Consider the following 21,944-nt stretch of genomic DNA (forward strand, 5'->3'; position numbering starts at 1 on the left):
GACGGCGTCAGCCGCGCACCACGGTGACGGGGCAGGGCGCGAAGTCGAGCACCTGACGGCTCACCGACCCCAGCAGCAGCCGGTCGAAGCCGCCGAGGCCGCGCGCCCCGACGACGAGCCGCTCGGCGCCCTGCGCCGCGAGCACGAGCTGCTTGGCGGCCTGGCCGTGCACCACCCGGCGCTGCAGCCGCTCGGGCGGCAGCGTGACTCCGGCAGCCCGGACCGCCTCGGCGAGCGAGTCGGCGGCGAACTTCTCGTAGTCGTCGACGGGCGGCGCCCACCCCCACGACCCCGGCAGGGGCGCGAGGGTCGTGATCTGCCACGCGAAGACGGCGTCGATCGACGCCCCGGTCCGCCCCGCGACCTCGCACGCGTGCCGCAGCGCGGCGACGCTCGGGGCCGACGTGTCGACGCCGACGACGATGCGCGGCGTCTCCTCGGCGGGCACGTCCTCCTCGCCGTCGGGGCCTGCCGGGTTGCCGTGCCGCACCACCGTGACGGGCACGACCGCGTGCTCCACGACCGCCGTCGAGACCGAGCCCAGGACCGCCCGGCCGAGCCGCCCCCGTCGCCTGCGGCCGAGGACCAGCATGTCGGCGTCCGCGCCGAGCTCGAGCAGCCGGTCGGCCGCCGGGCCGGGCAGCGCCGCGACGTTCCCGTCCACGTCGGTACCGGTGCGGGCGCGGGCCGCGTCGAGCAGCCCCTGCGCCTCCTCGCGCACCGGCGCGAGCGCGGCCTCGTGCGCGGCGGCGTCCGCGCCCTTGCCGGCGCCCGCCGCGACCATGACCACGGTGAGCGGCACGGCGGCCGTGGCGGCCTCCCGCAGCGCCCAGTCCAGCGCCTCGTCCGACTCGACCGAACCGTTGACCCCGACCACGATGCCGCGCATCGGCCACCCCGACTCTCTCGTCGTGCGTCCGCCGCCCCCGCCACGACCCGCGGGACGGCCCTGGTGTGCAGCATAGGTCGGGCGCGGTCACCCGTCAGGGCGAGGTCACGGGACGTCGATCACGCGCCGCCGTCAGCACGACGGCGCCCCGACAGCAGGGCGTCCACGGGCCGGGTCACGACCTCCACCCGGTCCACGAGGTCGGCGGGGCCGGTGACCACGAGGGCACGGTCCGCGGCCGCCACGTAGACGGCGCTGGTCTCGCGGGCCGTGACGCGCACGCAGTCCGTGTCCTCGCCGTCGACGAGGAACGTCCCGGTCGTCAGCGACGCCTCGTCGACCTCCGCGACCAGCGCGCGCATCGCGCTGCGGTAGTCCTGGAACGAGTCCGCGAAGTCCGGCCCGGGGGCTGCGGAGGCGGTGGGCGCGTCAGGGGTGTCGGCGGCATCGGCGGCGTCGGACCCTGCGGGCTCGACGGGCGCGGCGATGTCGGCGTGCAGGGGGGCGGCGAGCGCACCGCTGCACGCGGCGCGCACCACGTCCTCGACGTCGTCGTCGGGCACGCGGACGCGCAGCGTCTCGACCTCCAGCGCCTCGCCCGTGAACGACCGGTAGGCGCGCACGAACCGTTCGGACGTGGGGTCGTCGGAGCCCGCGTGCCCGGTGAGCGACTCGTCCTCCAGGTCGAGTCCCCAGGTCAGCGGGTCGTGCACCTCGCCGAGGAGCCCGGAGAACTGCGCCAGCCGGGCGTCGTCCCCGTTCCAGGCCCGCCGGCTCGCGTCGCGCCCTGACCCGCCCGTGGCTCCCGGCTGCTGCTCGATCTCGTCCATCGGTACCCCCTGGGTGGACCTCTGCGGCGGCGACCGCCTTTCCCCGAGCCTGGACCGGTCTGCCCGCGGCTGGCAATCCGGCACGCCGTCACGCCCCTGGCGAACATGGGCTTACCGAGGGGTGTCGGTGAGTTGGGAGCGCATAGAGTCGTAGCGGTCAGGCTGTAGCCGTCAATCCGACGGGGTGCAGGTAACGCCGCTCGTGAGGGAGCAGCACATGTTCGAGAGATTCACCGACCGAGCCCGTCGGGTGGTCGTCCTTGCTCAGGAAGAGGCAAGGATGCTCAACCACAACTACATCGGTACCGAGCACATCCTGCTCGGTCTCATCCACGAGGGTGAGGGCGTCGCCGCGAAGGCCCTGGAGTCGCTGGGGATCTCGCTCGACGGCGTGCGCACGCAGGTCACCGAGATCATCGGCGAGGGCCAGCAGGCCCCGAGCGGGCACATCCCGTTCACGCCGCGCGCCAAGAAGGTGCTGGAGCTGTCGCTCCGCGAGGCGCTGCAGCTCGGGCACAACTACATCGGCACCGAGCACATCCTGCTCGGCCTCATCCGTGAGGGCGAGGGCGTCGCCGCGCAGGTGCTCACCAAGATGGGCGCCGACCTGAACAAGGTGCGCCAGCAGGTCATCCAGCTGCTGAGCGGCTACCAGGGCAAGGAGCCCGTGGCCGCCGGCGGCCCGCAGGAGGGCCAGCCGTCCGGCTCCGCCGTCCTCGACCAGTTCGGCCGCAACCTCACCCAGGCCGCGCGCGAGGGCAAGCTCGACCCGGTCATCGGCCGCTCGACGGAGATCGAGCGCGTCATGCAGGTGCTGAGCCGCCGCACCAAGAACAACCCCGTGCTGATCGGCGAGCCGGGCGTCGGCAAGACGGCCGTCGTCGAGGGCCTGGCCCAGGACATCGTGCGCGGCGACGTGCCCGAGACGCTGAAGGACAAGCAGCTCTACACGCTCGACCTCGGCGCCCTGGTCGCCGGGTCGCGCTACCGCGGTGACTTCGAGGAGCGCCTCAAGAAGGTGCTCAAGGAGATCCGCACCCGCGGCGACATCATCCTGTTCATCGACGAGATCCACACGCTCGTCGGTGCGGGCGCCGCCGAGGGCGCGATCGACGCCGCCAGCATCCTCAAGCCGATGCTGGCCCGCGGCGAGCTGCAGACCATCGGCGCGACCACGCTCGACGAGTACCGCAAGTACGTCGAGAAGGACCCGGCGCTGGAGCGCCGCTTCCAGCCGATCCAGGTCAACGAGCCGTCGCTCGAGCACGCCATCGAGATCCTCAAGGGCCTGCGCGACCGCTACGAGGCGCACCACCGCGTGTCCATCACGGACTCCGCGCTGGTCTCCGCCGCGCAGCTCGCCGACCGGTACATCAACGACCGGTACCTGCCGGACAAGGCGATCGACCTGATCGACGAGGCGGGCGCGCGCCTGCGCATCCGTCGCATGACGGCGCCGCCGGAGCTCAAGGCCCTGGACGAGGAGATCGCCGAGGCGCGCCGCGACAAGGAGTCGGCGATCGACGAGCAGGACTTCGAGAAGGCCGCGGGGCTGCGGGACAAGGAGAAGCAGCTCACCGCCCAGCGTGCCGACAAGGAGAAGGCCTGGAAGTCGGGCGACCTCGACTCCGTCGCGGAGGTCGACGACGAGCTGATCGCCGAGGTGCTGGCCATGTCGACCGGCATCCCGGTCGTCAAGCTCACCGAGGAGGAGTCCAGCAAGCTCCTGCACATGGAGGACGAGCTGCACAAGCGGGTCGTCGGCCAGAACACGGCCATCAAGGCGCTGTCCCAGGCGATCCGTCGCACGCGTGCCGGGCTCAAGGACCCGAAGCGTCCCGGTGGCTCGTTCATCTTCGCCGGCCCCACGGGTGTCGGGAAGACGGAGCTGGCCAAGGCGCTCGCCGAGTTCCTCTTCGGGGACGAGGACGCGCTGATCCAGCTCGACATGTCCGAGTTCTCGGAGAAGCACACGGTGTCGCGGCTGTTCGGCTCGCCCCCCGGGTACGTCGGCTACGACGAGGGCGGCCAGCTCACGGAGAAGGTGCGGCGCAAGCCGTTCTCGGTGGTCCTGTTCGACGAGGTCGAGAAGGCCCACGCGGACATCTTCAACTCGCTGCTGCAGGTGCTCGAGGACGGTCGCCTGACCGACTCGCAGGGCCGGGTGGTCGACTTCAAGAACACCGTGATCATCATGACCACCAACCTCGGCACGCGGGACATCGCCAAGGGCGTCCAGACCGGCTTCAACGCCGGCGGTGACCTGGTGACCTCCTACGAGCGCATGAAGGCGAAGGTCAACGAGGAGCTCAAGCAGCACTTCCGGCCGGAGTTCCTCAACCGTGTCGACGACGTGGTGGTCTTCCCGCAGCTCTCGCAGGACGAGATCATCGAGATCGTCGACCTGGAGATCGCGAAGCTGGACAAGCGTCTGCGCGACCGGGACATGGCCATCGAGCTCACGCCCGCGGCGAAGAACCTGCTGGCGGAGAAGGGCTACGACCCGGTGCTCGGCGCCCGTCCGCTGAAGCGGGCGATCCAGCGGGAGATCGAGGACACCCTGTCCGAGAAGATCCTGTTCGGCGAGCTCAAGGCCGGCGACCTCGTGCTGGTCGACGGCGAGGGCGAGGGCATTCTCGGGGAGTTCAGCTTCCGCGGGGTGCCGAAGAGCGAGCACGAGCGCGGGCCGGTCTCGGTCGGCGCGGCGGCGGCGCTCGACGCCCCCACCGGCGTCGCGGTGCACGACCTGCCCCCGACCGGCCAGATGCAGGCCGGCGCGGAGTGACGCGCTGAACCCACCGGCCTGACGGTCGACGACGAAGGCCCCGGACCCCTCACAGGGTCCGGGGCCTTCGTCGTGCTCGCGCCACTCGTCGGGGATCAGCGGAGGCGGGACAGGACGGCGTCGGCGAGGTCGGCGACGTCGTCCACCAGCACGACGGCGCCGGCCTGGGCGAGCTCGCCGGGCGCGGCGTACCCCCAGGTGACGCCGACGCACGCGATGCCGTGCTCGGCCGCGCCGTGCACGTCGTGCTCGCGGTCGCCGACCATGAGCACCGGCCCGTCGGTGGGGTCGACGGGCGACGTACGGCCCAGTGCGGCGAGCGCCTTGGCGATGACGTCGGCCTTGGTCGACGTGCCCTCGTCGAGCGGCGCGCCGAAGACGCCGTCGACCAGGTCGGTGATCCCGAAGCGGTCGCAGATGGGCCTCGCGTACACCTCGGGCTTGGAGGTCGCGACGGCGAGCGTGCAGCCGGCGGCCCGCAGGGCGCGGAGCACGTCCGGGATGCCGTCGAAGACCCGGTTGTCGTACATCCCGCCCGCGGCGAAGACCTCGCGGTAGGCGCGCACCGCCTCGTCCACCCGGTCGGCGGGCACCCCGTGCGCGGGGAAGGAGTCGGTGATCGGCGGGCCGACGAAGGAGCGCAGCGTGGCGTCGTCCGGCACGGGCAGGCCGAGCGCGCCGTAGGCGTGCCGGATGCCCGCCACGATGCCGGGAGCGGAGTCGGTGAGCGTGCCGTCGAGGTCGAGCAGGACGAGCGGGGAGGGGCTTCGAGTCACCGGAGCAGGCTACGTGGCGCCCGGCCTCAGACGGCGCGGGCGTGCGCGACGAGGCGGTCGAACGCGGCGTCGAGGGCGCCGTCCACCCGCTGCGCCTCGGGGTGCGCGTCGTACCAGGCGACCTGCTCGACGGCGGCCTGGTCGTAGGTGACCGTGGTGCCGAACTCCGGCACCAGGGCGCGCAGCTTGGCGCAGTCGAACACCATCGAGTGGGCCTTGTCGCCGAGCAGGCCGGGCCCGACGTCGGGCAGGACGCGGGCGATCGTCTCGGAGGCGACGTGCACCAGCTCCGGCTCGTCCACGCCCGCGGCGGCCGCGAGCCACCGGTAGACCTGGTCCCACGTCGGGGCGTGCGTGCCCATGATCTGGAAGGTGTCGCCCACCGCGGCGGGGTGGCCGAGCAGGCCCACGAAGCCGACGGCGAAGTCGTCCGTGTGGGTCAGCGTCCACAGCGACGTGCCGTCCCCGTGCACGACGACGGGCTTCCCCGCCCGCAGCCGCGCGACATCGGTCCAGCCGCCGGTGGTGGGCAGCAGCGTGCGGTCGTAGGTGTGCGACGGCCGCACGATCGTCGCGGGGAACCCACGGTCCCGCCACGCGCGGACCAGCACGTCCTCGCCGGCGATCTTGTCGCGCGAGTACTGCCAGAACGGGTTGCGCAGCGGCGTCGACTCGGTGACGGGCAGCCGCTGCGGCGGGGTCTGGTACGCCGACGCGGAGGAGATGAACACGTACTGCCCGACGCGCCCCGTGAACCGCTCGACGTCGTGCGCCACGTGGTCCGGCCGGAACGCGCGGAACTGCGCGACGACGTCGAACTCCCGGCCCGCGAGCGCGGCGTCGACGGCGTCGTCGTCGGTCACGTCCGCCACGAGCGTCTCGACCTCGGGCGGCAGCGGCCGGGTCGTCGACGTGCCGCGGTTGAGCACCGTGACCCGGTGCCCGAGGGCGACGGCGCGGGTGACGCTCGCGGCGCTGATGACGCCGGAGCCGCCGATGAACAGGACATCCAGGGGGTTGCGTGTGCTCATGAGGACATCGTGCCCGGCCACATGCCGCAGAGACCTTCGCCGGGCCCGCGGTTTGACAGGCAGCCTCGGCAACTGGTTCCGTACTACAGAACTGAGTTCCGTGTGACGGACCATGAGGCACCGCGGGTGTCTCGCTCGACGAGGAGCAGAAGGAGGGGGCGATGAGGCTCAGACAACTGGCCGCAGCGGGGTCTGCGGCGCTCGTGGCGGTGGCGCTGACCGCCTGCGGTGCAGGATTCACGACGGCGGCGGCGGGGAGCGCGGCGTCCGACGGCGCAGGTGCGCCGGAGGCGGAGCGCGTCTTCAAGGTGGCCTTCAACCAGAACGCCGACCAGCCCGAGGCCGTGGCGCTGACAAGGCTGGGGGAGCGGCTCGCGGAGCGGACCGACGGCCGCTACGCGGTGGAGGTGTACCCGAACGAGACGCTCGGCGCGCAGAAGGACACCGTCGAGCTGGTGCAGTCCGGCGCGGTCGACTTCGCCCTCGTGGCCGGGTCGCTGCTGGAGAACATCAACCCGGACTTCGTGGCCCTGAACATGCCGTACGTGTACGACTCCCAGGCGCACCAGGAGGCCGTGCTCAACGACCCGGCCATCACCGGCGACCTGTACGCGTCGCTCGAGGGTCAGCGGATCCGCGTGCTCGGCGGGTTCTCCGCCGGCGTGCGCAGCGTCTACACCTCCGCGCACCCGATCGAGACGCCCGCGGACCTCGCCGGCCTCAAGATCCGCGTCATGGAGACCGACACCAACAGCCGGATGATGGATCTCATGGGCGGCGTCGGCACGCCCATGGGCCAGGGCGAGGTCTACACCGCGATCCAGTCCGGCGTCATCGACGGCGGCGAGAACAACGAGTCGATCTACCGCAACCTCAAGCACGACGAGGTCGCGCCGTACTACTCGTACACGAACCACCTCATGATCCCGGACTACCTCATCACCAACCCGGACACCTTCGACTCCATGTCGGAGGCCGACCGCGGCGTGTTCCTCGAGGAGCTCCAGACGGCCTACGACGAGTCGAGCCGCCTCACGACCGAGGTCATGACCCAGAGCCAGCAGGCCGCCGAGGAGGCCGGCGCCGAGTTCAACTCGCCCGACGTCGAGCCGTTCCGCGAGGCCGTCGCCCCGCTGCTCGACGAGAAGCTCACCACGCCCACGTCGCGCGACCTCTACGACCGCACCCGCGCGGTCGCGGAGCAGATGGCGGAGGAGGAGTGATGACGCGCGTCAAGAACGGCCTCGACGTCGTGCTGCGCTGGTTGTGCGTACTGCTCCTGGCCGGTCTCGTGCTGGTCGTGGCGTGGCAGGTCTTCACCCGCCAGGTGCTGTCGGCGCCCAGCGTGTGGTCCGAGGAGCTCGCCAAGTACCTGTTCGTGTGGCTGGCATTCTTCGGCACCGCCCTCGTGTTCGGCGAGCGCGGGCACATCGCCGTCGACTTCCTGGTGCGCAAGGCGCCCGAGCACCTGCAGCGTGCGGCCGCCGTGCTCAGCCAGGTCGTGACGTTCGCGTTCGCGGGCCTGGTGCTCGTCTACGGCGGTTGGCAGCTCGCGCAGCTCACGTGGACGCAGGACGTCCCCAGCCTCCCGCTGATGGTCGGCTGGCTCTACCTGGTGCTCCCGATCTCGGGCGTGCTCGTGCTCTTCTACACCGTCTACCACCTGGTGGCCGTCGTGCGTGGCGTCGAGGACGCCGCGACCGACGGCGAGCCGGACGCAGTCTGAGGGGGCTCACATGGAGGTGGCAGCAATCGCCGGGCTGGTCCTGATCGTCGGGATCCTCGCCCTCCTCGCGCTGGGGATCCCGATCTCCGTGGCCGTCGGCACGTCGTCGGCGCTCGCCGCGATCACCGTGCTCGGCTTCGAGAACGGGCTCCTCACGTCCGCGCAGCAGATGTTCCGCGGCGTCAACAACTTCTCCCTGCTGGCGATCCCGTTCTTCGTGCTCGCCGGCGTGATCATGAACAACGGCGGGATCGCGCTGCGGCTCGTCAACTTCGCCAAGATGCTCGTGGGCCGCGCCCCGGGGTCGCTCGCGCAGACCAACGTCGCGGCGAACGCGATGTTCGGCTCGGTGTCCGGATCGGCGGTGGCCGCCGTCGCCGCGGTCGGCTCGACGATGGGGCCGCTGCAGGCCAAGGAGGGCTACCCCAAGGACTTTGCCGCCGCGACCAACATCGCGTCCGCGCCGTCCGGCATGATCATCCCGCCCAGCAACCTGATGATCGTGTACTCGCTCGTGTCCAGCACGTCCGTCGCGGCGCTGTTCGTGGCCGGCTACGTGCCCGGCATCCTGTGGGCCGCCGTCTGCATGGTGATCGTGCACCTGTACGCACGCAAACGGCCCGAGCTGCGCGTGACCGAGAGGCTGTCGGGTCCCGCCAAGCTCAAGGTGGCGGGCGAGGCGCTGCCGGCCCTCCTGCTCATCGTCATCGTCATCGGCGGCATCCTGGCGGGCGTCTTCACCCCCACCGAGGCGTCGTGCATCGCCGTGCTGTACTCGCTGGCCCTGTCGTTCGTGTACCGCTCCATCAAGGTGCGCGATCTGGGCGAGATCCTGCTCGAGTCCGGCCGGACGACGGCGATCGTCATGTTCCTCGTCGGGGTCTCGGCGGTGATGTCGTGGGTGATGTCGTTCGCGCAGATCCCGCAGATGGTCACCGACGCCCTGCTCGCCGTCAGCACCAATCCGTACGTGCTCATCGTGCTCATCGTGGTGCTGCTGCTGGTCATCGGGTGCTTCATGGACCCGACGCCGGCCGTGCTGATCTTCGCGCCGATCTTCCTGCCCGTGGTCACGGCGTTCGGCATGGACCCCGTGCACTTCGGCATCTTCATGGTGCTCGCGCTGTCCATCGGCACGATCACCCCGCCCGTCGGGCCCGTCCTGTTCGTCGGTGCCAGGGTGTCCGGCATGTCCATCGAGAGCGTCATGCGGCGCCTGGTCCCGTTCTTCGTCGGTCTGGTGCTCCTGCTGCTCGTCGTGGCCATGACGCCGGTCCTGTCGCTCTGGCTGCCCGGGCTGCTCGGGCTCGCCTGATCGCGATGCCCGTCCCACCGTCCACCACCGATTCGGAGGTTCCCATGGAACAGCGCTACGCCACCGCCCCGGAGCAGATCCCGGGCATGACCACCCAGGACCTGCGGGACCGCTACCTCGTGCCCGACCTGTTCGTCGACGACGAGGTCCGCACGGTCTACACCCACCACGACCGCGTGGTGCTGGGCGGCATCAGCCCGGTGTCCGCGCCGCTGACCCTGCCGGGCTACCCGGAGATCCGTTCGGAGCGGTTCTTCGAGCACCGCGAGGCCGGCATCGTCAACGTGGGCGGTCCGGGCACGATCACGGTGGACGGCACGGAGCACCGCCTCACGCACGGCGCGTGCCTGTACGTGGGGCGGGGCGCGGCCGACGTCGTGCTCGCGTCCGACGACGCGGCGGGGGAGACGGGGCCCGCCCGGTTCTACCTCTTCTCCGCGCCGGCGCACACCGCGTACCCGACCACGCTGGTCGAGCCCGGGCAGGGCACCGTGCGCGAGCTCGGCGACCAGGTCACGTCCAACCGGCGCACGCTGAACCAGTACATCCATGAGAACGGGGTGCGGTCGTGCCAGGTGGTCATGGGGGTCACGACGCTGCACCCGGGCAGCATGTGGAACACCATGCCTGCGCACACCCACGACCGGCGCACGGAGTGCTACCTGTACTTCGACCTGCCCGCCGACGCGCGCGTCGTGCACCTGCTGGGCGAGCCCACCGAGACGCGGCACATGGTCGTCGCGGACCGCGAGGCGATCATCTCGCCCAGCTGGTCGGTGCACTCCGGCGTCGGTACCGCCGCATACTCCTTCGTGTGGGCGATGGCCGGCGAGAACCAATCGTTCGACGACATGGACGGGTTCGACGTCGCGACGATGCGCTGACGAGGATGCGCTGAGGACGCGCGGACGCGCAGGGACGAGGAGGAACGGTCGATGAGCGAGGCGACGACGGCCAGCGAGAAGACGCTGCTGGTGCTCGAGGCGGCGATGACGCACGGGCGCTTCAGCGAGATCGTGGCGGCGGTGGACCTGCCCAAGGCGACAGTGCACCGCATCCTCGCCACGCTCGTCGACCGGGACTTCATCCGGGTCGCCGACGGCGGGACCCACGTGCCCGGCCCGAAGATCCTGTCCCTGGCGGGGGCGGCGTACGACCGGGTGGACGTCTCGACCATCGTCCAGCCGTACGTCGACGACCTCGTGCGCCGCGTGCAGTGCACGGTGCACGTCGGCGTGCGCAGCGGCGACGAGATCATCTACCTGGTCCGCACCGACTCCGACAAGCCGTACCGGATGCCGTCACGCGTCGGGGCGTCGATCCCGCTGCACACCTCGGCGATCGGCAAGTCCATCCTGGCGCGGCTCGACGACGACGCCGTCGAGCGGTTCGTCAACCGCGCCGGGCTGCCGCGCCGCACGGCGCGCAGCCTCGCGACTCTGGAGGACCTGCGCGCCGAGCTGGCGGACATCCGCCGCGACGGGTACGCGTTCGACCGCGAGGAGAACGTGCCGGGCGTGGTGTGCATCGGCACCGCGATTCGCGACCACTCCGGCCACTCCAACTACGGCCTGTCGATCTCCTCGCTCGCCCTCGAGCACACCGAGGGCCAGCTCGCCGCGATGGCGGACGACCTGCACAAGACGGCCGCCGACATCACCCACGCGCTCGGGGGCGACCGGTAGGGCCCAGCGCCCCGCCCGTCCCGGGCCCGACGAAGGAACGAGACACGTGAGCACCAGCACCACCGACCGACCCCTCGCCCAGCCGGGCCTGGACCCCGCCATCGCGCGCCTGTTCAGCCTCGAGGGCCGCACCGCCGCCGTGACGGGCGCCAGCAAGGGCATCGGCCTCGCGATCGCGACGCTCCTCGCCCGCGGGGGCGCCGACGTGATCGGTGTCAGTACGACGATGCCGGAGGGCGACTCGGATGCCCGTCGCGCCGTCGAGGCCGCCGGGCGCCGGTTCACCCCGGTCGCGACCGATCTGTCCGACCGCGACGCCGTCGCCGCCCTGGCCGCGACGCTCGTCGAGCGTGAGGTGGACGTCCTGGTCAACAACGGCGGCACCATCCGCCGCGCCCCGGCCGCCGAGCACCCGGACACCGACTTCGACCACGTGCTCGAGGTGAACCTGCGGTCCGCGTGGACCCTCTCGCGCGAGGTCGGTCGTGCCATGCTGGCCCGCGGGCACGGCAAGATCGTCAACACCGCGTCGATGCTGAGCTTCCAGGGCGGCGTCAACGTGCCGGGGTACACGGCGTCCAAGTCGGCGCTCGCGGGCCTGACCAAGGCGCTGGCCAACGAGTGGGCGGGCCGCGGCGTCAACGTCAACGCCGTCGCGCCGGGCTATGTGGCCACCGCGAACACCGGCGCGCTGCGCGCCGACCAGGAGCGCAACGCCGAGATCCTCGCCCGCATCCCCGCGGGCCGGTGGGCCGCGCCCGAGGACATCGCCGGGGCGGTGCTGTACCTCGCCTCGCCCGCGTCGGACTACGTGCACGGCGCGATCATCCCCGTCGACGGCGGCTGGCTGGCGCGCTGAGCCGGGAACGGATCGCGTCGAGGTAGCGATGGGTCGCCGTCCCGGTGCGGGACGGCGACCCGTCGCTACGTCGAGGGGGTCGGGAGCGTCAGCCCGGTCGGGAGGACGGTCGGCAGCAGCTCGCGCAGCGCGGCCACGCGGGCGTCGCGGGCGGCGCCGGTCATGCGCTCGACGGGTGCGGTGATGCTGACCGCAGCGACCGGGCGGCCCGCGCGCAGCAGCGCGACGGCGACGCACGCGATACCGGGCTCGTTCTCCTCGGTCTCGGTGGCGTACCCGCGCTCCCGGGCGGCCGCGAGGGCAGCCCGCAGGGTGGCGTCGGGCGTGCCGTCGCCCCCGGGCTCCGCGCCGGCGTCCGGGGTCGCGGCCAGGAGCGCGCGGCCCAGTGCCGTCGTGGCGACGGGGATGCGGCGCCCGACGGCGGACCACACGCGCAGGGGCCGCTGCGGCTCGACCTTGTCGAGGTAGACGACCTCCTGACCGGCGAGCGTGCCGAGGTGCACGAGCTCGTCGACCTCGTCGCGGAGCACCTCCAGCGCCGGCCGCAGCAGGCCGGGCAGGTTGTCCTCGGCGAGGTAGGCGGCGCCGAGGGACAGCACGGCGGGGCCCAGCGTGTACGCGCCGTCGGGCCGCTGGTCGGCGTACCCCCGGTGGCGCAGCGCGGCGAGCGTCCGGTGCAGCGTCGACTTGTTCGCGCCGACCTCGGAGGCGAGGTCGGCCAGGGCGACCCCGCCCGCGCCGGCACGGGCGAGCGCGTCGAGGGTGAGCAGGGCCTTGTCCACGCTGCCGAGCGGGCTGGGGGGTTGGGTCATCGGTGCCGGTCCTCTATGGTGTTCCGTAGTGAACAACGTACGTTCACCATAGCGAAACGGAGCTAGGATGTCTTCCCCTTCGACCCCGGCCGGCGACGTCGTCGCCGCGCTCGGTGCCCATCGCCTCGTGCCCGTCGTCGTGGTCGACGGCGCCGACGAGGGCGCACGACTCGCCGACGCGCTCGTCGCCGGCGGCCTCCCCGTCGCCGAGATCACCCTGCGCACCGCCGGCGGCATCGACGCGATCCGCGCCGTCGCGCGGACCCAGCCCGAGGTCGTCGTGGGCGCGGGCACCGTGACGACGGTCGACCAGGTCGACGCCGTCGTCGACGCGGGGGCGCGCTACATCGTGTCGCCCGGGCTGTCGGCCGCCGTCGTGCGCCGCGCGCAGGAGCACGGCGTGCCCGTGCTGCCCGGCGTCGCCACCCCCAGCGAGATCATGGCCGCGCTCGACCTCGGCATCGACGTCGTCAAGCTCTTCCCCGCGTCCGTCGTCGGCGGACCTGCCGCGATCAAGGCGTTCTCCGCACCCTTCCCGGGCCTGCGCTTCGTGCCCACCGGCGGCGTGAGCGCCGCCAACCTCGGCGACTACCTCGGGCTCGCGCCGGTGCTCGCCGTCGGCGGGTCGTGGATGGTGGAGAAGTCCCTCGTCTCCGCCGGCGACTGGGCCGAGATCACCCGCCGCACCGCCGAGGCCGTCGCCCTCGCGCAGCCCGCCTGAGCAGGCCCGACAGCCAGCAAGGAGACACGATGTCCAACCCCTCCATCACCACCCGCCCCGCTGCCGAGTGCCGGTACGACGCCGTCGCGCTCGGCGAGGTCATGCTGCGCCTCGACCCGGGCGACCGCCGCGTGCGCACCACCCGCTCGTTCGACGTCTGGGAGGGTGGCGGCGAGTACAACGTGGCCCGCGGCCTGCGCCGCGCGTTCGGCCTGCGCGGCGCGATCGTCACCGCGCTCGCCGACAACGAGGTGGGCCGCCTCGTCGAGGACTTCATGCTCACCGGCGGCCTCGACACCTCCTGGGTGCAGTGGCGCGAGTACGACGGCATCGGGCGCAGCGTGCGCAACGGCCTCAACTTCACCGAGCGCGGCTTCGGCGTGCGGGGCGCCGTGGGCGTCAGCGACCGTGGCAACACCGCGATCGCGCAGATGCGGCCCGAGGACGTGGACTGGGACGCCCTGTTCGGCTCGGGGGTGCGCTGGCTGCACACCGGGGGCATCTTCGCCGCGCTGTCCGAGTCCGCCGCCGACGTCGCCGAGGCGGCCATGACCGCGGCCAAGAAGCACGGCACGGTCGTGTCCTACGACCTCAACTACCGCCCCTCCCTGTGGAAGGGCATCGGCGGCGTCGAGCGCGCCCGCGAGGTGAACCGCCGTCTGGCGCACCACGTCGACGTCATGATCGGCAACGAGGAGGACTTCACGGCCTCGCTCGGCTTCGAGGTCGAGGGCGTGGACGAGAACCTCACCGACCTCGACACCGGGGCCTTCCGCGCCATGATCGGCACCGCCGCGGAGGCGTACCCGAACTTCCAGGTCATCGCGACGACGCTGCGCGGCGTGAAGTCGGCCTCGGTCAACGACTGGGGCGCCATCGCCTGGTCGCGGGCGGAGGGCTTCGTCGAGGCCACGCACCGCGCCGACCTGGAGATCTTCGACCGCGTCGGCGGTGGCGACTCGTTCGCCTCCGGCCTCGCGTACGGCCTGATGGAGCTCGACTCGCTGCAGCAGGCCGTCGAGTACGGCGCCGCGCACGGCGCGCTCGCCATGACCACGCCCGGCGACACGACGACGGCGACCCTCGCCGAGGTCGCCAAGCTGGCCGGCGGCGGCAGCGCGCGCGTCCAGCGCTGACCGCCGAGGTCGTGCCGAGCCCCGCGAGGTAGTGGTCCAGTCCACCACCTCGCGGGGCTTCGCGCTACCTCGCGGGGTCTTGGACTACCTCGGCGGGGGAGCGGTGGACTCCCGGACGACGAGCGCGGTGGCGAGGTTGATGCGCCGCGCCATCGGCGACTCGCCGCGTGCGAGCTCGAGGAGCAGGCGGGTGGCGGTGGTCGCCATCTCGAGCAGCGGCTGGCGGACGGTGGTCAGCGCGGGCGCGGTCCACGTCGCGAGCGGCAGGTCGTCGTACCCGACGACGGACAGGTCGCGCGGTACGGAGACGCCGCGCTCCTGCGCGGCCCGCAGCAGGCCGATGCCCTGCATGTCCGACCCGGCGAAGACGGCGGTGGGGCGCTCGGGCAGGTCGAGGAGCTCGCTGCCCGACCGGTAGCCGGACTCGACCTCGAAGTTGCCCGACCGCACGAGCGCGGGGTCGAAGCCGATCCCTGCCTCCTCGAGCGCCGTGCGGTAGCCGTCGAGCCGCGCGCGGGCGCACAGCATGTTGCCCGGACCCGAGATGGCGGCGATGCGCCGGTGCCCCAGCTCGATCAGGTGCCGCGTCGCCGCGAGCCCCCCGCTCCAGTTGTCCGACCCGACCGTCGGCACGTCGGGCGGGGGCTCGCCGTCGGTGTCGATGACGACGTACGGGATGCCCCGCGTCGTGAGCCGGGGCCGCTGCGACGCGCTGAGGCCGGCCGCGACGAGCAGCACGCCCAGGGGCGGGCGGGAGAGCGTCGTCTCGAGCCAGGTGGACGGCGGACGGTGCCGGCCGCCCAGCTCGGACAGGATGACGCTCACCCCGGCGGCCGCGGCGGCGTCCTCCACGCCGCGGATGATCTCCGTGGACCAGGCCGAGCCGACCCGGTGGAAGACGAGGTCGACCAGCCCGGCGCCGACCGGCGGCGCCGCGACCCGGCGACGGCGGTACCGGTGCCGCTCCAGCGCGGCCTCGATCCGGTCGCGGGTGGCCGGCGCGACGTCCGTCCTGCCGTTCAGCACCTTCGACACCGTGGGCGCCGACACGCCGAGCTCCCGAGCGATCTCGGCGATCGTCGGGGCGGGGCCCTGCGGGGTGGAGGTGCTCATCGTCCGTCCTGTCGGCGCACGGCATCGCGCTCGTTCCGCACGATCGGCCGCAACTTTCGGCTCGACCGTACACGACGCAGGGCCGGCCGATGCTCTGTCAGGGTGCCGTGATCAGACCGTGATCGGCGGGGTGCTTGACCATCACCGAAGCCGCCCCCTAATCTCAGCCGCAGTTGGAGAACGTTTTCAATGACGAAAGTTTCGGACGTCGGCGCGAGGTTGCGACCGGCGGACCGCACGACGACGTGACGGGCTGGGGGACTCATGGCGCAGGCCGCAGGGACGGTGGTGACCGTCCCACCGATCGACGACGGACCGTCGTCACCACCACCGCGGGGCGAACCGCGGCGGCGGACGCGCACCACGTGGCGCCAGGCGCTGCGCAAGGACTGGCGGCTGTACTCGTTCGTCCTCCTGCCGGTGCTGTTCTTCCTGATCTTCAAGTACGTGCCGATGATCGGGAACGTCATCGCGTTCCGCCGCTTCCGCCCCGGGGGCAGCCCGCTGGGCGACGAGTGGGTCGGCTTCTACTACTTCGACATGTTCATCCACAACCAGCAGTTCTGGCAGGTGTTCTGGAACACCGTGATCCTGGGCCTGCTGACGCTGGCGATCTGCTTCCCGCTGCCGATCGTCCTGGCTCTCATGCTCAACGAGCTGCGCTCGCGGCGCTTCAAGAAGATCGTGCAGACGATCTCCTACCTGCCGCACTTCATGTCGATCGTCATCGTCGCGGGCCTGGTGCTGCAGCTCACCGCCGTCAGCGGCACGGTGAACCAGGTCGTGCAGGCGTTCGGCGGCGACGCGATCGCGTTCATGCAGCAGCCCGACTGGTTCCGCACGATCTACGTGAGCTCCGAGGTCTGGCAGACCGTCGGCTGGGGCACGATCCTCTACCTCGCCGCCCTGACGACGGTCGACGACCAGCTCTACGAGGCGGCGCGCATCGACGGCGCGAACCGCTGGAAGCAGACCTGGCACATCACGCTGCCGGGCATCCGCCCCACGATGATGGTGCTGCTCATCCTCAACATCGGCTCCTTCATGGCGGTCGGGTTCGAGAAGGTCCTGCTGCTGCAGAACCCGCTGATCTACTCCACGGCGGACGTCATCTCGACGTACCTGTACCGCGTGGGCATCCAGTCGGCCCAGTTCTCCTACGGCACGGCGATCGGCCTCTTCGAGGCGCTCATCGGCCTCGCCCTCGTCCTCACCGCGAACTTCGTCTCGCGCCGCACGGTTGGAGCCTCGCTGTGGTGACCGGCATGCCCACCCCCGATCTCGCCGCCGTCCGGACCGAGGCGACGACCGTCAAGGACACGCCCGGGTACCGCGCCTTCTCGGTGGCCAACATCGTCGCGCTGCTGATCGTGTGCGCCGTGACGCTGTACCCGTTCGTCAACCTCGTGGCGAAGGCGTTCTCGTCGGAGGGCTTCATCGCCGCCGGCGAGGTCAACCTCCTGCCGCGGGGGTTCAACATCGAGACGTTCCAGTACGTCATGGGCGACGCGATGTTCTGGACCAACTACAAGAACACGGTCGTCTACACGGTGGTCGGCACGTTCGTCTCGATGGCGCTCACCACCCCGTACGCCTACGCGCTGAGCCGCCGCCACCTCAAGGGCCGCACCTTCTTCATCGGCATCGCGGTCTTCACGATGTTCTTCAGCGGCGGCCTGATCCCGAACTACATCCTCGTCGCCGACGTGCTGGGGATGCGCAACACGCTCTGGGCGATCGTCCTGCCCGGTGCGATCTCGGTGTTCAACCTCCTGGTCATGAAGTCGTTCTTCGAGAACTTCCCGAACGACCTCGAGGAGGCGGCCGCGATCGACGGCCTCACGACGTACGGCATCTTCTTCCGGATCGTGCTGCCGCTGTCCAAGGCGGTGCTCGCGACGATGACGCTCTTCTACGCCGTCGGCCTGTGGAACTCGTGGTTCAACGCCTTCCTGTACCTGGACCAGAAGGAGCTGTTCCCGGTCACGGTCTACCTGCGGAACATGATCGCCGCGGCGTCGCCGGCGGCCGACCCCACGCAGGACGCCGTGCAGATCGGCGCGAACATCCAGTCCGTGACGATGCTGCTCACCGTGCTGCCGATCATCTGCTTCTACCCGTTCATCCAGAGGTACTTCGTCTCGGGCGTGATGCTCGGCTCCGTCAAGGGCTGACGGGCCGGGCCGGCCGACGACACCCGCACTGCACAGATCACATCCCGCACGAGAGCGACGACGCTCGTCACACGAGGAGAAGACATGAGGAACACCCGGATGCGGGCGGCCGTCGCGGCCGCGTCGCTGACGACCCTGGCCCTGGGCCTGGCGGCCTGCGGCAGCGGGGGCGACGACGGCGGCGACGGCGCCACCGAGGGCGCCGCCGCGACCATCGACGCGGAGCACTCCGTCGGGGCGATGGAGGACTTCGCGGCGGGCACGTCGTTCAAGGCCACGGAGCCGGTGGAGTTCTCGCTGATGTACCGCGACCACCCGGACTACGAGGTGCAGGACGACTGGTCGGTCTTCCAGCACCTCGAGGCCGACCGGAACGTCACGTTCAACCGCACCGACGTGCCGCTGGCCGACTGGGACCAGAAGAAGGCGCTGCTCATCGGGTCCGGCGAGGCGTCGGACCTCATGCCGGTGACCTACCCCGGCCAGGAGACGCAGTTCGTCTCGGGCGGCGCGATCCTGCCGGTGTCCGACTACCTCGAGTACATGCCGAACTTCGCGCAGAAGGTCGAGGACTGGGGCCTGCAGGACGAGATCGACAACCTGCGCCAGGACGACGGCAAGTACTACATCCTGCCCGGCCTGCGGGAGATCCCCGACGTCCAGTACACGGTCATGATCAATGACGACATGTGGAAGAAGGCCGGGATCACCGAGGACCCGGCCACCTGGGACGAGTTCACCGAGGACCTCGCGAAGGTCAAGGACGCGAACCCCGGCCTCGACTACGCGTTCTCCGACCGCTGGACCGACGTGACCACGCTCGGCGCGCTGCTCAACGTCATGGGCCCGAACTACGGCGCCTCGGGCGGCTGGGGCTACAACAACACCTGGTACGACCAGGAGGCGGGCGAGTACGTCTTCAACGGCACGAGCGACGCCTACAAGCAGCTCCTCGAGACGGTGCACGGCTGGGTCGACGCGGGCGTCATGGACCCGGAGATCACCCAGTCCGACGACCAGGCCCGCCAGAAGTTCGTCTCCGGCAAGTCCGCCGCCGTCTCCAGCAACACGCAGGAGATCACCGCGTACCGCACGGCGATCAAGGACGGCGGCAAGGACATCACCACCCGCCTGCTGACCATCCCGGGCGGGCCGTCGGGCAGCAACCTCGCCGCGAGCCAGCTCTCCAGCGGCCTGATGATCTCCAGCAAGGCGGCCGAGCAGCCGTACTTCAAGGCGCTGCTGCAGTACGTCGACTGGCAGTACTACTCCGACGAGGGCATCGAGTTCGCCCAGTGGGGCGTGGACGGCGAGACGTACTCGAAGGGCTCGGACGGCACCCGCACGCTGAACGACGACATCAGCTGGAACGCGATCAACGCGGGCGCGCCGAAGAAGCTCAACACCGACTTCGGCTACAGCAACGGGGTGTTCCTGCTGGCGAACGGCTCCACGCAGGACCTGCTCGAGTCCGTGATGTCGGACGAGGTCAAGGAGTGGACCCGGTCCGTGCTCGACTCCAAGGAGGTGCTGCCGGTGGCCCCGGCCCCTCGCCTGAACGAGATGGAGCTGGAGCAGAACTCGCTGCTCGACACGCAGCTCAAGGACGCCGTCCAGTCCGCGACGGCCGGGTTCATCACCGGTCAGCGCTCGCTCGACGAGTGGGACGCGTACGTCGCCGAGATCGAGGGGCTGGGTGCCACGCAGCTCGTCGAGACGGTCAACACCGCCCTGGCCCGCCAGAAGTGACGCCGCGGCGCCGCCGCCGGGACTCCCGGCGGCGGCGCCGTCGTGCGCCCGACCCGCCCGACCGCGACCCCCGGGAGCCTTCGTGACGTTCGTCGTCGTCCCCGCCGACCCCGTCGGCACCCTGTCCGACGCCTGGCGCCGGTGCGTCGGCACCGGCCGCCTCAACCTGGCGCTGCGCCAGGACCACCAGGAGTCGCTCGCGGTGGTGCAGCGGGAGATCGGCTTCCGCTACGTGCGGGGCCACGGCCTGCTGTCCGACGACGTCGGGATCCACCGCCCCTACGACGTGGCGGGCCACCGCGGCACCCGGTACGCGTTCACCTACGCGGACCAGGTCCTCGACGCGTGGCTGGCGCTCGGCATCCGGCCGTTCCTCGAGCTGGGGTTCATGCCGTCGGCGCTCGCGTCGGGGGACCAGACGGTCTTCTGGTGGAAGGGCAACGTGACGCCGCCGCGCGACCACCGCGAGTGGGCGGCGCTCGTCCAGGCGGTGGTGCGCCATGCGATCGACCGCTACGGCCTGGAGGAGGTGCGGCGGTGGCCGATCGAGGTGTGGAACGAGCCGAACCTCGACATCTTCTGGCAGGGCGCGTCGCAGGAGGCGTACTTCCGGCTCTACGAGGTGACCGCGGCGGCGGTGAAGGAGGTCGACGCCGGGCTGCAGGTGGGCGGGCCCGCCATCTCGCCCGGTGCGGACGAGTGGTGGGAGCCGTTCGCGGAGTTCGTCGAGCGCCGGGACGTGCCGGTGGACTTCGTGTCGTTCCACGCCTACACGACCGGGCCGGCTCAGCACGTGCCGTTCGGCACCTACCAGACCCTGCGGGACCCGCGGAACCTGCTGGACCAGTTCGCGCGACCGGCCAAGCTGCTGGCCGGCACGCGCCTGGAGGGGCTGCCCGCCCACGTCACCGAGTTCAGCACCAGCTATCGCCCGGACAACCCGGTGCACGACACCGCCTACCAGGCGGCGGCGCTGGCGCCGGTGCTCTCGGAGGGCGGCGACCTGGTGGACTCGTTCTCCTACTGGACGTTCTGCGACGTCTTCGAGGAGGAGAACGTGCCGACGTCGGTCTTCCACGGCGGCTTCGGGATGCTCGGGCACCGGCAGCTGCGCAAGCCGGTGTTCCACCTCTACGCGTTCATGGCCCGCATGGGCACCCACGTGCTGCACCGCGGCCCGGACCACCTCGTCACGCGCGACGACGCGGGCCGCGTCACCGTGCTGGCCTGGCAGCCGGTGGGTGGCACCGCCGACACGGCGGAGCCGGACCGGCACGAGCTGCGGCTGAGCGTCCCGGCCGGTGACGCGACGACGCGCCGGGCGTCGGTGCACCGCTCGCGCGTCGACGAGGAGGAGGGCAACGCGTTCAGCGCGTGGCGCCACCTCGGCCGACCGGCGTCGCCGACGGCGCGCCAGCTCGACCTGCTGCACGAGGCGTCCGTGCCCGGCCGCTCGCACACGTCGCTCGAGGTGTCGGGCGGACGGATCGAGCTCGCGCTCACCCTCGCCCGCCACGAGGTGACGCTCGTGGAGATCGACCCGGTGCGCGACGAGACGCCGCCCTGGCTCGACGACGCGCGCATCCTCGGTCGAGGCTCCGGCGTCGCGCCCGGCGCACGGGACGAAGGAGCGGCCTGATGGCGGCCGCGACGAGCGCTCCCCGCGACTTCGGGGACGGCGTGCTCGGCCGGATCACGACGCGGGTCTACTGGTACGTCGTCGTGGGGGTGCTCGTCGCCCTGGGCTGCGTGCCGACGCTGGTGCTGCTCGCGTTCCTGGACCGGTCCACGGGCAACGCGCTGCTGGTGCCGCTGTGCCTCGTGCCGGCCGCGCCGTTCCTGGCCGCGGGGATCTTCGCGCTGCACGAGCGGGCCGGCGCCGACGAGCCCGTGCCGGGCCGCACGTTCCTGCGCGGGCTGCGGCTGGGCTGGCTCGACGCGCTGCGCCTGTGGGTCCCGGCGACGGCGCTGCTCGGCGTCGTCCTCACGTCGGTCGTGCACCGCGAGGCGGCGGGGATCTCGCTGGCCTACGCCGTCGTGCTGGGCGCGGTGGGGCTGCTCGTGCTGCTCTGGGCGGTGCAGGCGCTGGTCCTCGCCTCCCTGTTCTCCTTCCGGGCCCGCGACGTGGCCCGGCTGTCCCTCTACTACCTCGGCCGGCGGCCACGCGCGACCGTCGGCCTGCTCGCGCTCCTCGTGGTGGCCGGCGGCGTGGTGTGGGTGGCGGGCGAGCTGGTGCTCGCCGTCGTCGCCGCCGCCTGGCTCGCCTTCCTGCTGCGCGTCGAGCAGCCCGTGCTCGACGACGTCCGCGAGCGTTTCGTCGCCTGACCCGTCCCCGACCTGGAG

Annotated in this window: 20 protein-coding genes; 14 read left to right on the plus strand and 6 right to left on the minus strand. The window is 71.6% G+C overall.

Annotated features, from left to right (window positions below):
* Positions 1 to 7: 7 nt before the first annotated feature.
* Both ACH436_RS18240 and ACH436_RS18245 read right to left on the minus strand, forming a co-directional pair.
* On the minus strand, positions 8 to 889 hold the full coding sequence (locus ACH436_RS18240) for a universal stress protein (RefSeq protein WP_430561610.1): 882 nt from the start codon (positions 887 to 889) through the stop codon (positions 8 to 10).
* A gap of 119 nt (positions 890 to 1,008) precedes the next feature.
* A complete protein-coding gene (locus tag ACH436_RS18245; RefSeq protein WP_430561611.1) occupies positions 1,009 to 1,719 on the minus strand; it encodes a hypothetical protein in 711 nt (236 codons plus the stop codon).
* A gap of 217 nt (positions 1,720 to 1,936) precedes the next feature.
* Between ACH436_RS18245 and ACH436_RS18250 the strand changes: the two genes are divergently transcribed.
* On the plus strand, positions 1,937 to 4,504 hold the full coding sequence (locus ACH436_RS18250) for an ATP-dependent Clp protease ATP-binding subunit (protein ID WP_430561612.1): 2,568 nt from the start codon (positions 1,937 to 1,939) through the stop codon (positions 4,502 to 4,504).
* Between the two features lie 95 nt (positions 4,505 to 4,599).
* Here ACH436_RS18250 and ACH436_RS18255 read toward each other — a convergent pair whose 3' ends face one another.
* Entirely contained in the window at positions 4,600 to 5,280 is a 681-nt protein-coding gene (locus ACH436_RS18255; protein ID WP_430561613.1) for an HAD hydrolase-like protein, read from the minus strand.
* Between the two features lie 26 nt (positions 5,281 to 5,306).
* Complete coding sequence (locus ACH436_RS18260) at positions 5,307 to 6,311, minus strand: NAD-dependent epimerase/dehydratase family protein (RefSeq protein WP_430561614.1); 1,005 nt, start codon at positions 6,309 to 6,311, stop codon at positions 5,307 to 5,309.
* 161 nt (positions 6,312 to 6,472) lie between these two features.
* Between ACH436_RS18260 and ACH436_RS18265 the strand changes: the two genes are divergently transcribed.
* The 6 genes from ACH436_RS18265 (at position 6,473) to ACH436_RS18290 (ending at position 11,896) form a co-directional block, all read left to right on the plus strand.
* The gene (locus tag ACH436_RS18265; RefSeq protein ID WP_430561615.1) at positions 6,473 to 7,534 is read left to right on the plus strand and encodes a TRAP transporter substrate-binding protein; all 1,062 of its coding nucleotides are present in this window, start codon (positions 6,473 to 6,475) and stop codon (positions 7,532 to 7,534) included.
* Positions 7,534 to 8,037 (plus strand): TRAP transporter small permease, encoded by a 504-nt coding sequence (locus tag ACH436_RS18270; RefSeq protein ID WP_430561616.1) that lies wholly within the window; start codon positions 7,534 to 7,536, stop codon positions 8,035 to 8,037. The genes ACH436_RS18265 and ACH436_RS18270 overlap by 1 nt, the downstream gene beginning before the upstream one ends.
* Before the next feature lie 10 nt (positions 8,038 to 8,047).
* Positions 8,048 to 9,352 (plus strand): TRAP transporter large permease, encoded by a 1,305-nt coding sequence (locus ACH436_RS18275; protein WP_430561617.1) that lies wholly within the window; start codon positions 8,048 to 8,050, stop codon positions 9,350 to 9,352.
* Positions 9,353 to 9,396: 44 nt separating this feature from the next.
* Positions 9,397 to 10,236, plus strand: coding sequence for a 5-dehydro-4-deoxy-D-glucuronate isomerase (kduI, locus tag ACH436_RS18280; protein ID WP_430561618.1), 840 nt, complete (start codon positions 9,397 to 9,399; stop codon positions 10,234 to 10,236).
* Positions 10,237 to 10,287: 51 nt separating this feature from the next.
* A complete protein-coding gene (locus ACH436_RS18285) occupies positions 10,288 to 11,037 on the plus strand; it encodes an IclR family transcriptional regulator (RefSeq protein WP_430561619.1) in 750 nt (249 codons plus the stop codon).
* Between the two features lie 100 nt (positions 11,038 to 11,137).
* On the plus strand, positions 11,138 to 11,896 hold the full coding sequence (locus ACH436_RS18290) for an SDR family oxidoreductase (RefSeq protein ID WP_430561645.1): 759 nt from the start codon (positions 11,138 to 11,140) through the stop codon (positions 11,894 to 11,896).
* A gap of 65 nt (positions 11,897 to 11,961) precedes the next feature.
* On the opposite strand, the gene ACH436_RS18295 is transcribed toward ACH436_RS18290, so the two are convergent.
* Positions 11,962 to 12,708: an IclR family transcriptional regulator gene (locus tag ACH436_RS18295; protein WP_430561620.1), complete on the minus strand. Its 747-nt coding sequence runs from the start codon at positions 12,706 to 12,708 to the stop codon at positions 11,962 to 11,964.
* 67 nt (positions 12,709 to 12,775) lie between these two features.
* Between ACH436_RS18295 and eda the strand changes: the two genes are divergently transcribed.
* Both eda and ACH436_RS18305 read left to right on the plus strand, forming a co-directional pair.
* On the plus strand, positions 12,776 to 13,429 hold the full coding sequence (eda, locus tag ACH436_RS18300) for a bifunctional 4-hydroxy-2-oxoglutarate aldolase/2-dehydro-3-deoxy-phosphogluconate aldolase (protein WP_430561621.1): 654 nt from the start codon (positions 12,776 to 12,778) through the stop codon (positions 13,427 to 13,429).
* 29 nt (positions 13,430 to 13,458) lie between these two features.
* The gene (locus ACH436_RS18305) at positions 13,459 to 14,565 is read left to right on the plus strand and encodes a sugar kinase (protein WP_430561622.1); all 1,107 of its coding nucleotides are present in this window, start codon (positions 13,459 to 13,461) and stop codon (positions 14,563 to 14,565) included.
* An 84-nt stretch (positions 14,566 to 14,649) separates the two neighbouring features.
* Here the strand turns inward: ACH436_RS18305 and ACH436_RS18310 are convergent, their stop codons facing one another.
* A complete protein-coding gene (locus tag ACH436_RS18310) occupies positions 14,650 to 15,678 on the minus strand; it encodes a LacI family DNA-binding transcriptional regulator (RefSeq protein ID WP_430561623.1) in 1,029 nt (342 codons plus the stop codon).
* Between the two features lie 264 nt (positions 15,679 to 15,942).
* Here ACH436_RS18310 and ACH436_RS18315 point away from each other — a divergent pair, with 264 nt between their 5' ends.
* From ACH436_RS18315 to ACH436_RS18335, 5 genes are all read left to right on the plus strand, one after another.
* Positions 15,943 to 16,938 (plus strand): ABC transporter permease, encoded by a 996-nt coding sequence (locus ACH436_RS18315; protein WP_430561624.1) that lies wholly within the window; start codon positions 15,943 to 15,945, stop codon positions 16,936 to 16,938.
* A 5-nt stretch (positions 16,939 to 16,943) separates the two neighbouring features.
* The gene (locus ACH436_RS18320) at positions 16,944 to 17,852 is read left to right on the plus strand and encodes a carbohydrate ABC transporter permease (RefSeq protein ID WP_430561625.1); all 909 of its coding nucleotides are present in this window, start codon (positions 16,944 to 16,946) and stop codon (positions 17,850 to 17,852) included.
* Between the two features lie 84 nt (positions 17,853 to 17,936).
* Complete coding sequence (locus ACH436_RS18325; RefSeq protein WP_430561626.1) at positions 17,937 to 19,601, plus strand: extracellular solute-binding protein; 1,665 nt, start codon at positions 17,937 to 17,939, stop codon at positions 19,599 to 19,601.
* An 82-nt stretch (positions 19,602 to 19,683) separates the two neighbouring features.
* On the plus strand, positions 19,684 to 21,240 hold the full coding sequence (locus ACH436_RS18330; protein ID WP_430561627.1) for a xylan 1,4-beta-xylosidase: 1,557 nt from the start codon (positions 19,684 to 19,686) through the stop codon (positions 21,238 to 21,240).
* Complete coding sequence (locus tag ACH436_RS18335) at positions 21,240 to 21,926, plus strand: glycosyltransferase (RefSeq protein ID WP_430561628.1); 687 nt, start codon at positions 21,240 to 21,242, stop codon at positions 21,924 to 21,926. The genes ACH436_RS18330 and ACH436_RS18335 overlap by 1 nt, the downstream gene beginning before the upstream one ends.
* Positions 21,927 to 21,944 lie beyond the last annotated feature (18 nt).

This window comes from Isoptericola sp. NPDC019693 (assembly GCF_044389085.1).
Lineage (GTDB): Bacteria > Actinomycetota > Actinomycetes > Actinomycetales > Cellulomonadaceae > Isoptericola.

Excerpts from the sequence above, each read along its gene's own strand:
- ACH436_RS18240 (WP_430561610.1), bottom strand. The coding sequence starts at position 889 with ATGCGCGGCATCGTGGTCGGGGTCAACGGTTCGGTCGAGTCGGACGAG.
- ACH436_RS18245 (WP_430561611.1), bottom strand. The coding sequence starts at position 1,719 with ATGGACGAGATCGAGCAGCAGCCGGGAGCCACGGGCGGGTCAGGGCGC.
- ACH436_RS18250 (WP_430561612.1), top strand. The coding sequence starts at position 1,937 with ATGTTCGAGAGATTCACCGACCGAGCCCGTCGGGTGGTCGTCCTTGCT.
- ACH436_RS18260 (WP_430561614.1), bottom strand. The coding sequence starts at position 6,311 with ATGAGCACACGCAACCCCCTGGATGTCCTGTTCATCGGCGGCTCCGGC.
- ACH436_RS18265 (WP_430561615.1), top strand. The coding sequence starts at position 6,473 with ATGAGGCTCAGACAACTGGCCGCAGCGGGGTCTGCGGCGCTCGTGGCG.
- ACH436_RS18270 (WP_430561616.1), top strand. The coding sequence starts at position 7,534 with ATGACGCGCGTCAAGAACGGCCTCGACGTCGTGCTGCGCTGGTTGTGC.
- ACH436_RS18275 (WP_430561617.1), top strand. The coding sequence starts at position 8,048 with ATGGAGGTGGCAGCAATCGCCGGGCTGGTCCTGATCGTCGGGATCCTC.
- kduI (WP_430561618.1), top strand. The coding sequence starts at position 9,397 with ATGGAACAGCGCTACGCCACCGCCCCGGAGCAGATCCCGGGCATGACC.
- ACH436_RS18285 (WP_430561619.1), top strand. The coding sequence starts at position 10,288 with ATGAGCGAGGCGACGACGGCCAGCGAGAAGACGCTGCTGGTGCTCGAG.
- ACH436_RS18295 (WP_430561620.1), bottom strand. The coding sequence starts at position 12,708 with ATGACCCAACCCCCCAGCCCGCTCGGCAGCGTGGACAAGGCCCTGCTC.
- eda (WP_430561621.1), top strand. The coding sequence starts at position 12,776 with ATGTCTTCCCCTTCGACCCCGGCCGGCGACGTCGTCGCCGCGCTCGGT.
- ACH436_RS18305 (WP_430561622.1), top strand. The coding sequence starts at position 13,459 with ATGTCCAACCCCTCCATCACCACCCGCCCCGCTGCCGAGTGCCGGTAC.
- ACH436_RS18310 (WP_430561623.1), bottom strand. The coding sequence starts at position 15,678 with ATGAGCACCTCCACCCCGCAGGGCCCCGCCCCGACGATCGCCGAGATC.
- ACH436_RS18315 (WP_430561624.1), top strand. The coding sequence starts at position 15,943 with ATGGCGCAGGCCGCAGGGACGGTGGTGACCGTCCCACCGATCGACGAC.
- ACH436_RS18320 (WP_430561625.1), top strand. The coding sequence starts at position 16,944 with ATGCCCACCCCCGATCTCGCCGCCGTCCGGACCGAGGCGACGACCGTC.
- ACH436_RS18325 (WP_430561626.1), top strand. The coding sequence starts at position 17,937 with ATGAGGAACACCCGGATGCGGGCGGCCGTCGCGGCCGCGTCGCTGACG.
- ACH436_RS18335 (WP_430561628.1), top strand. The coding sequence starts at position 21,240 with ATGGCGGCCGCGACGAGCGCTCCCCGCGACTTCGGGGACGGCGTGCTC.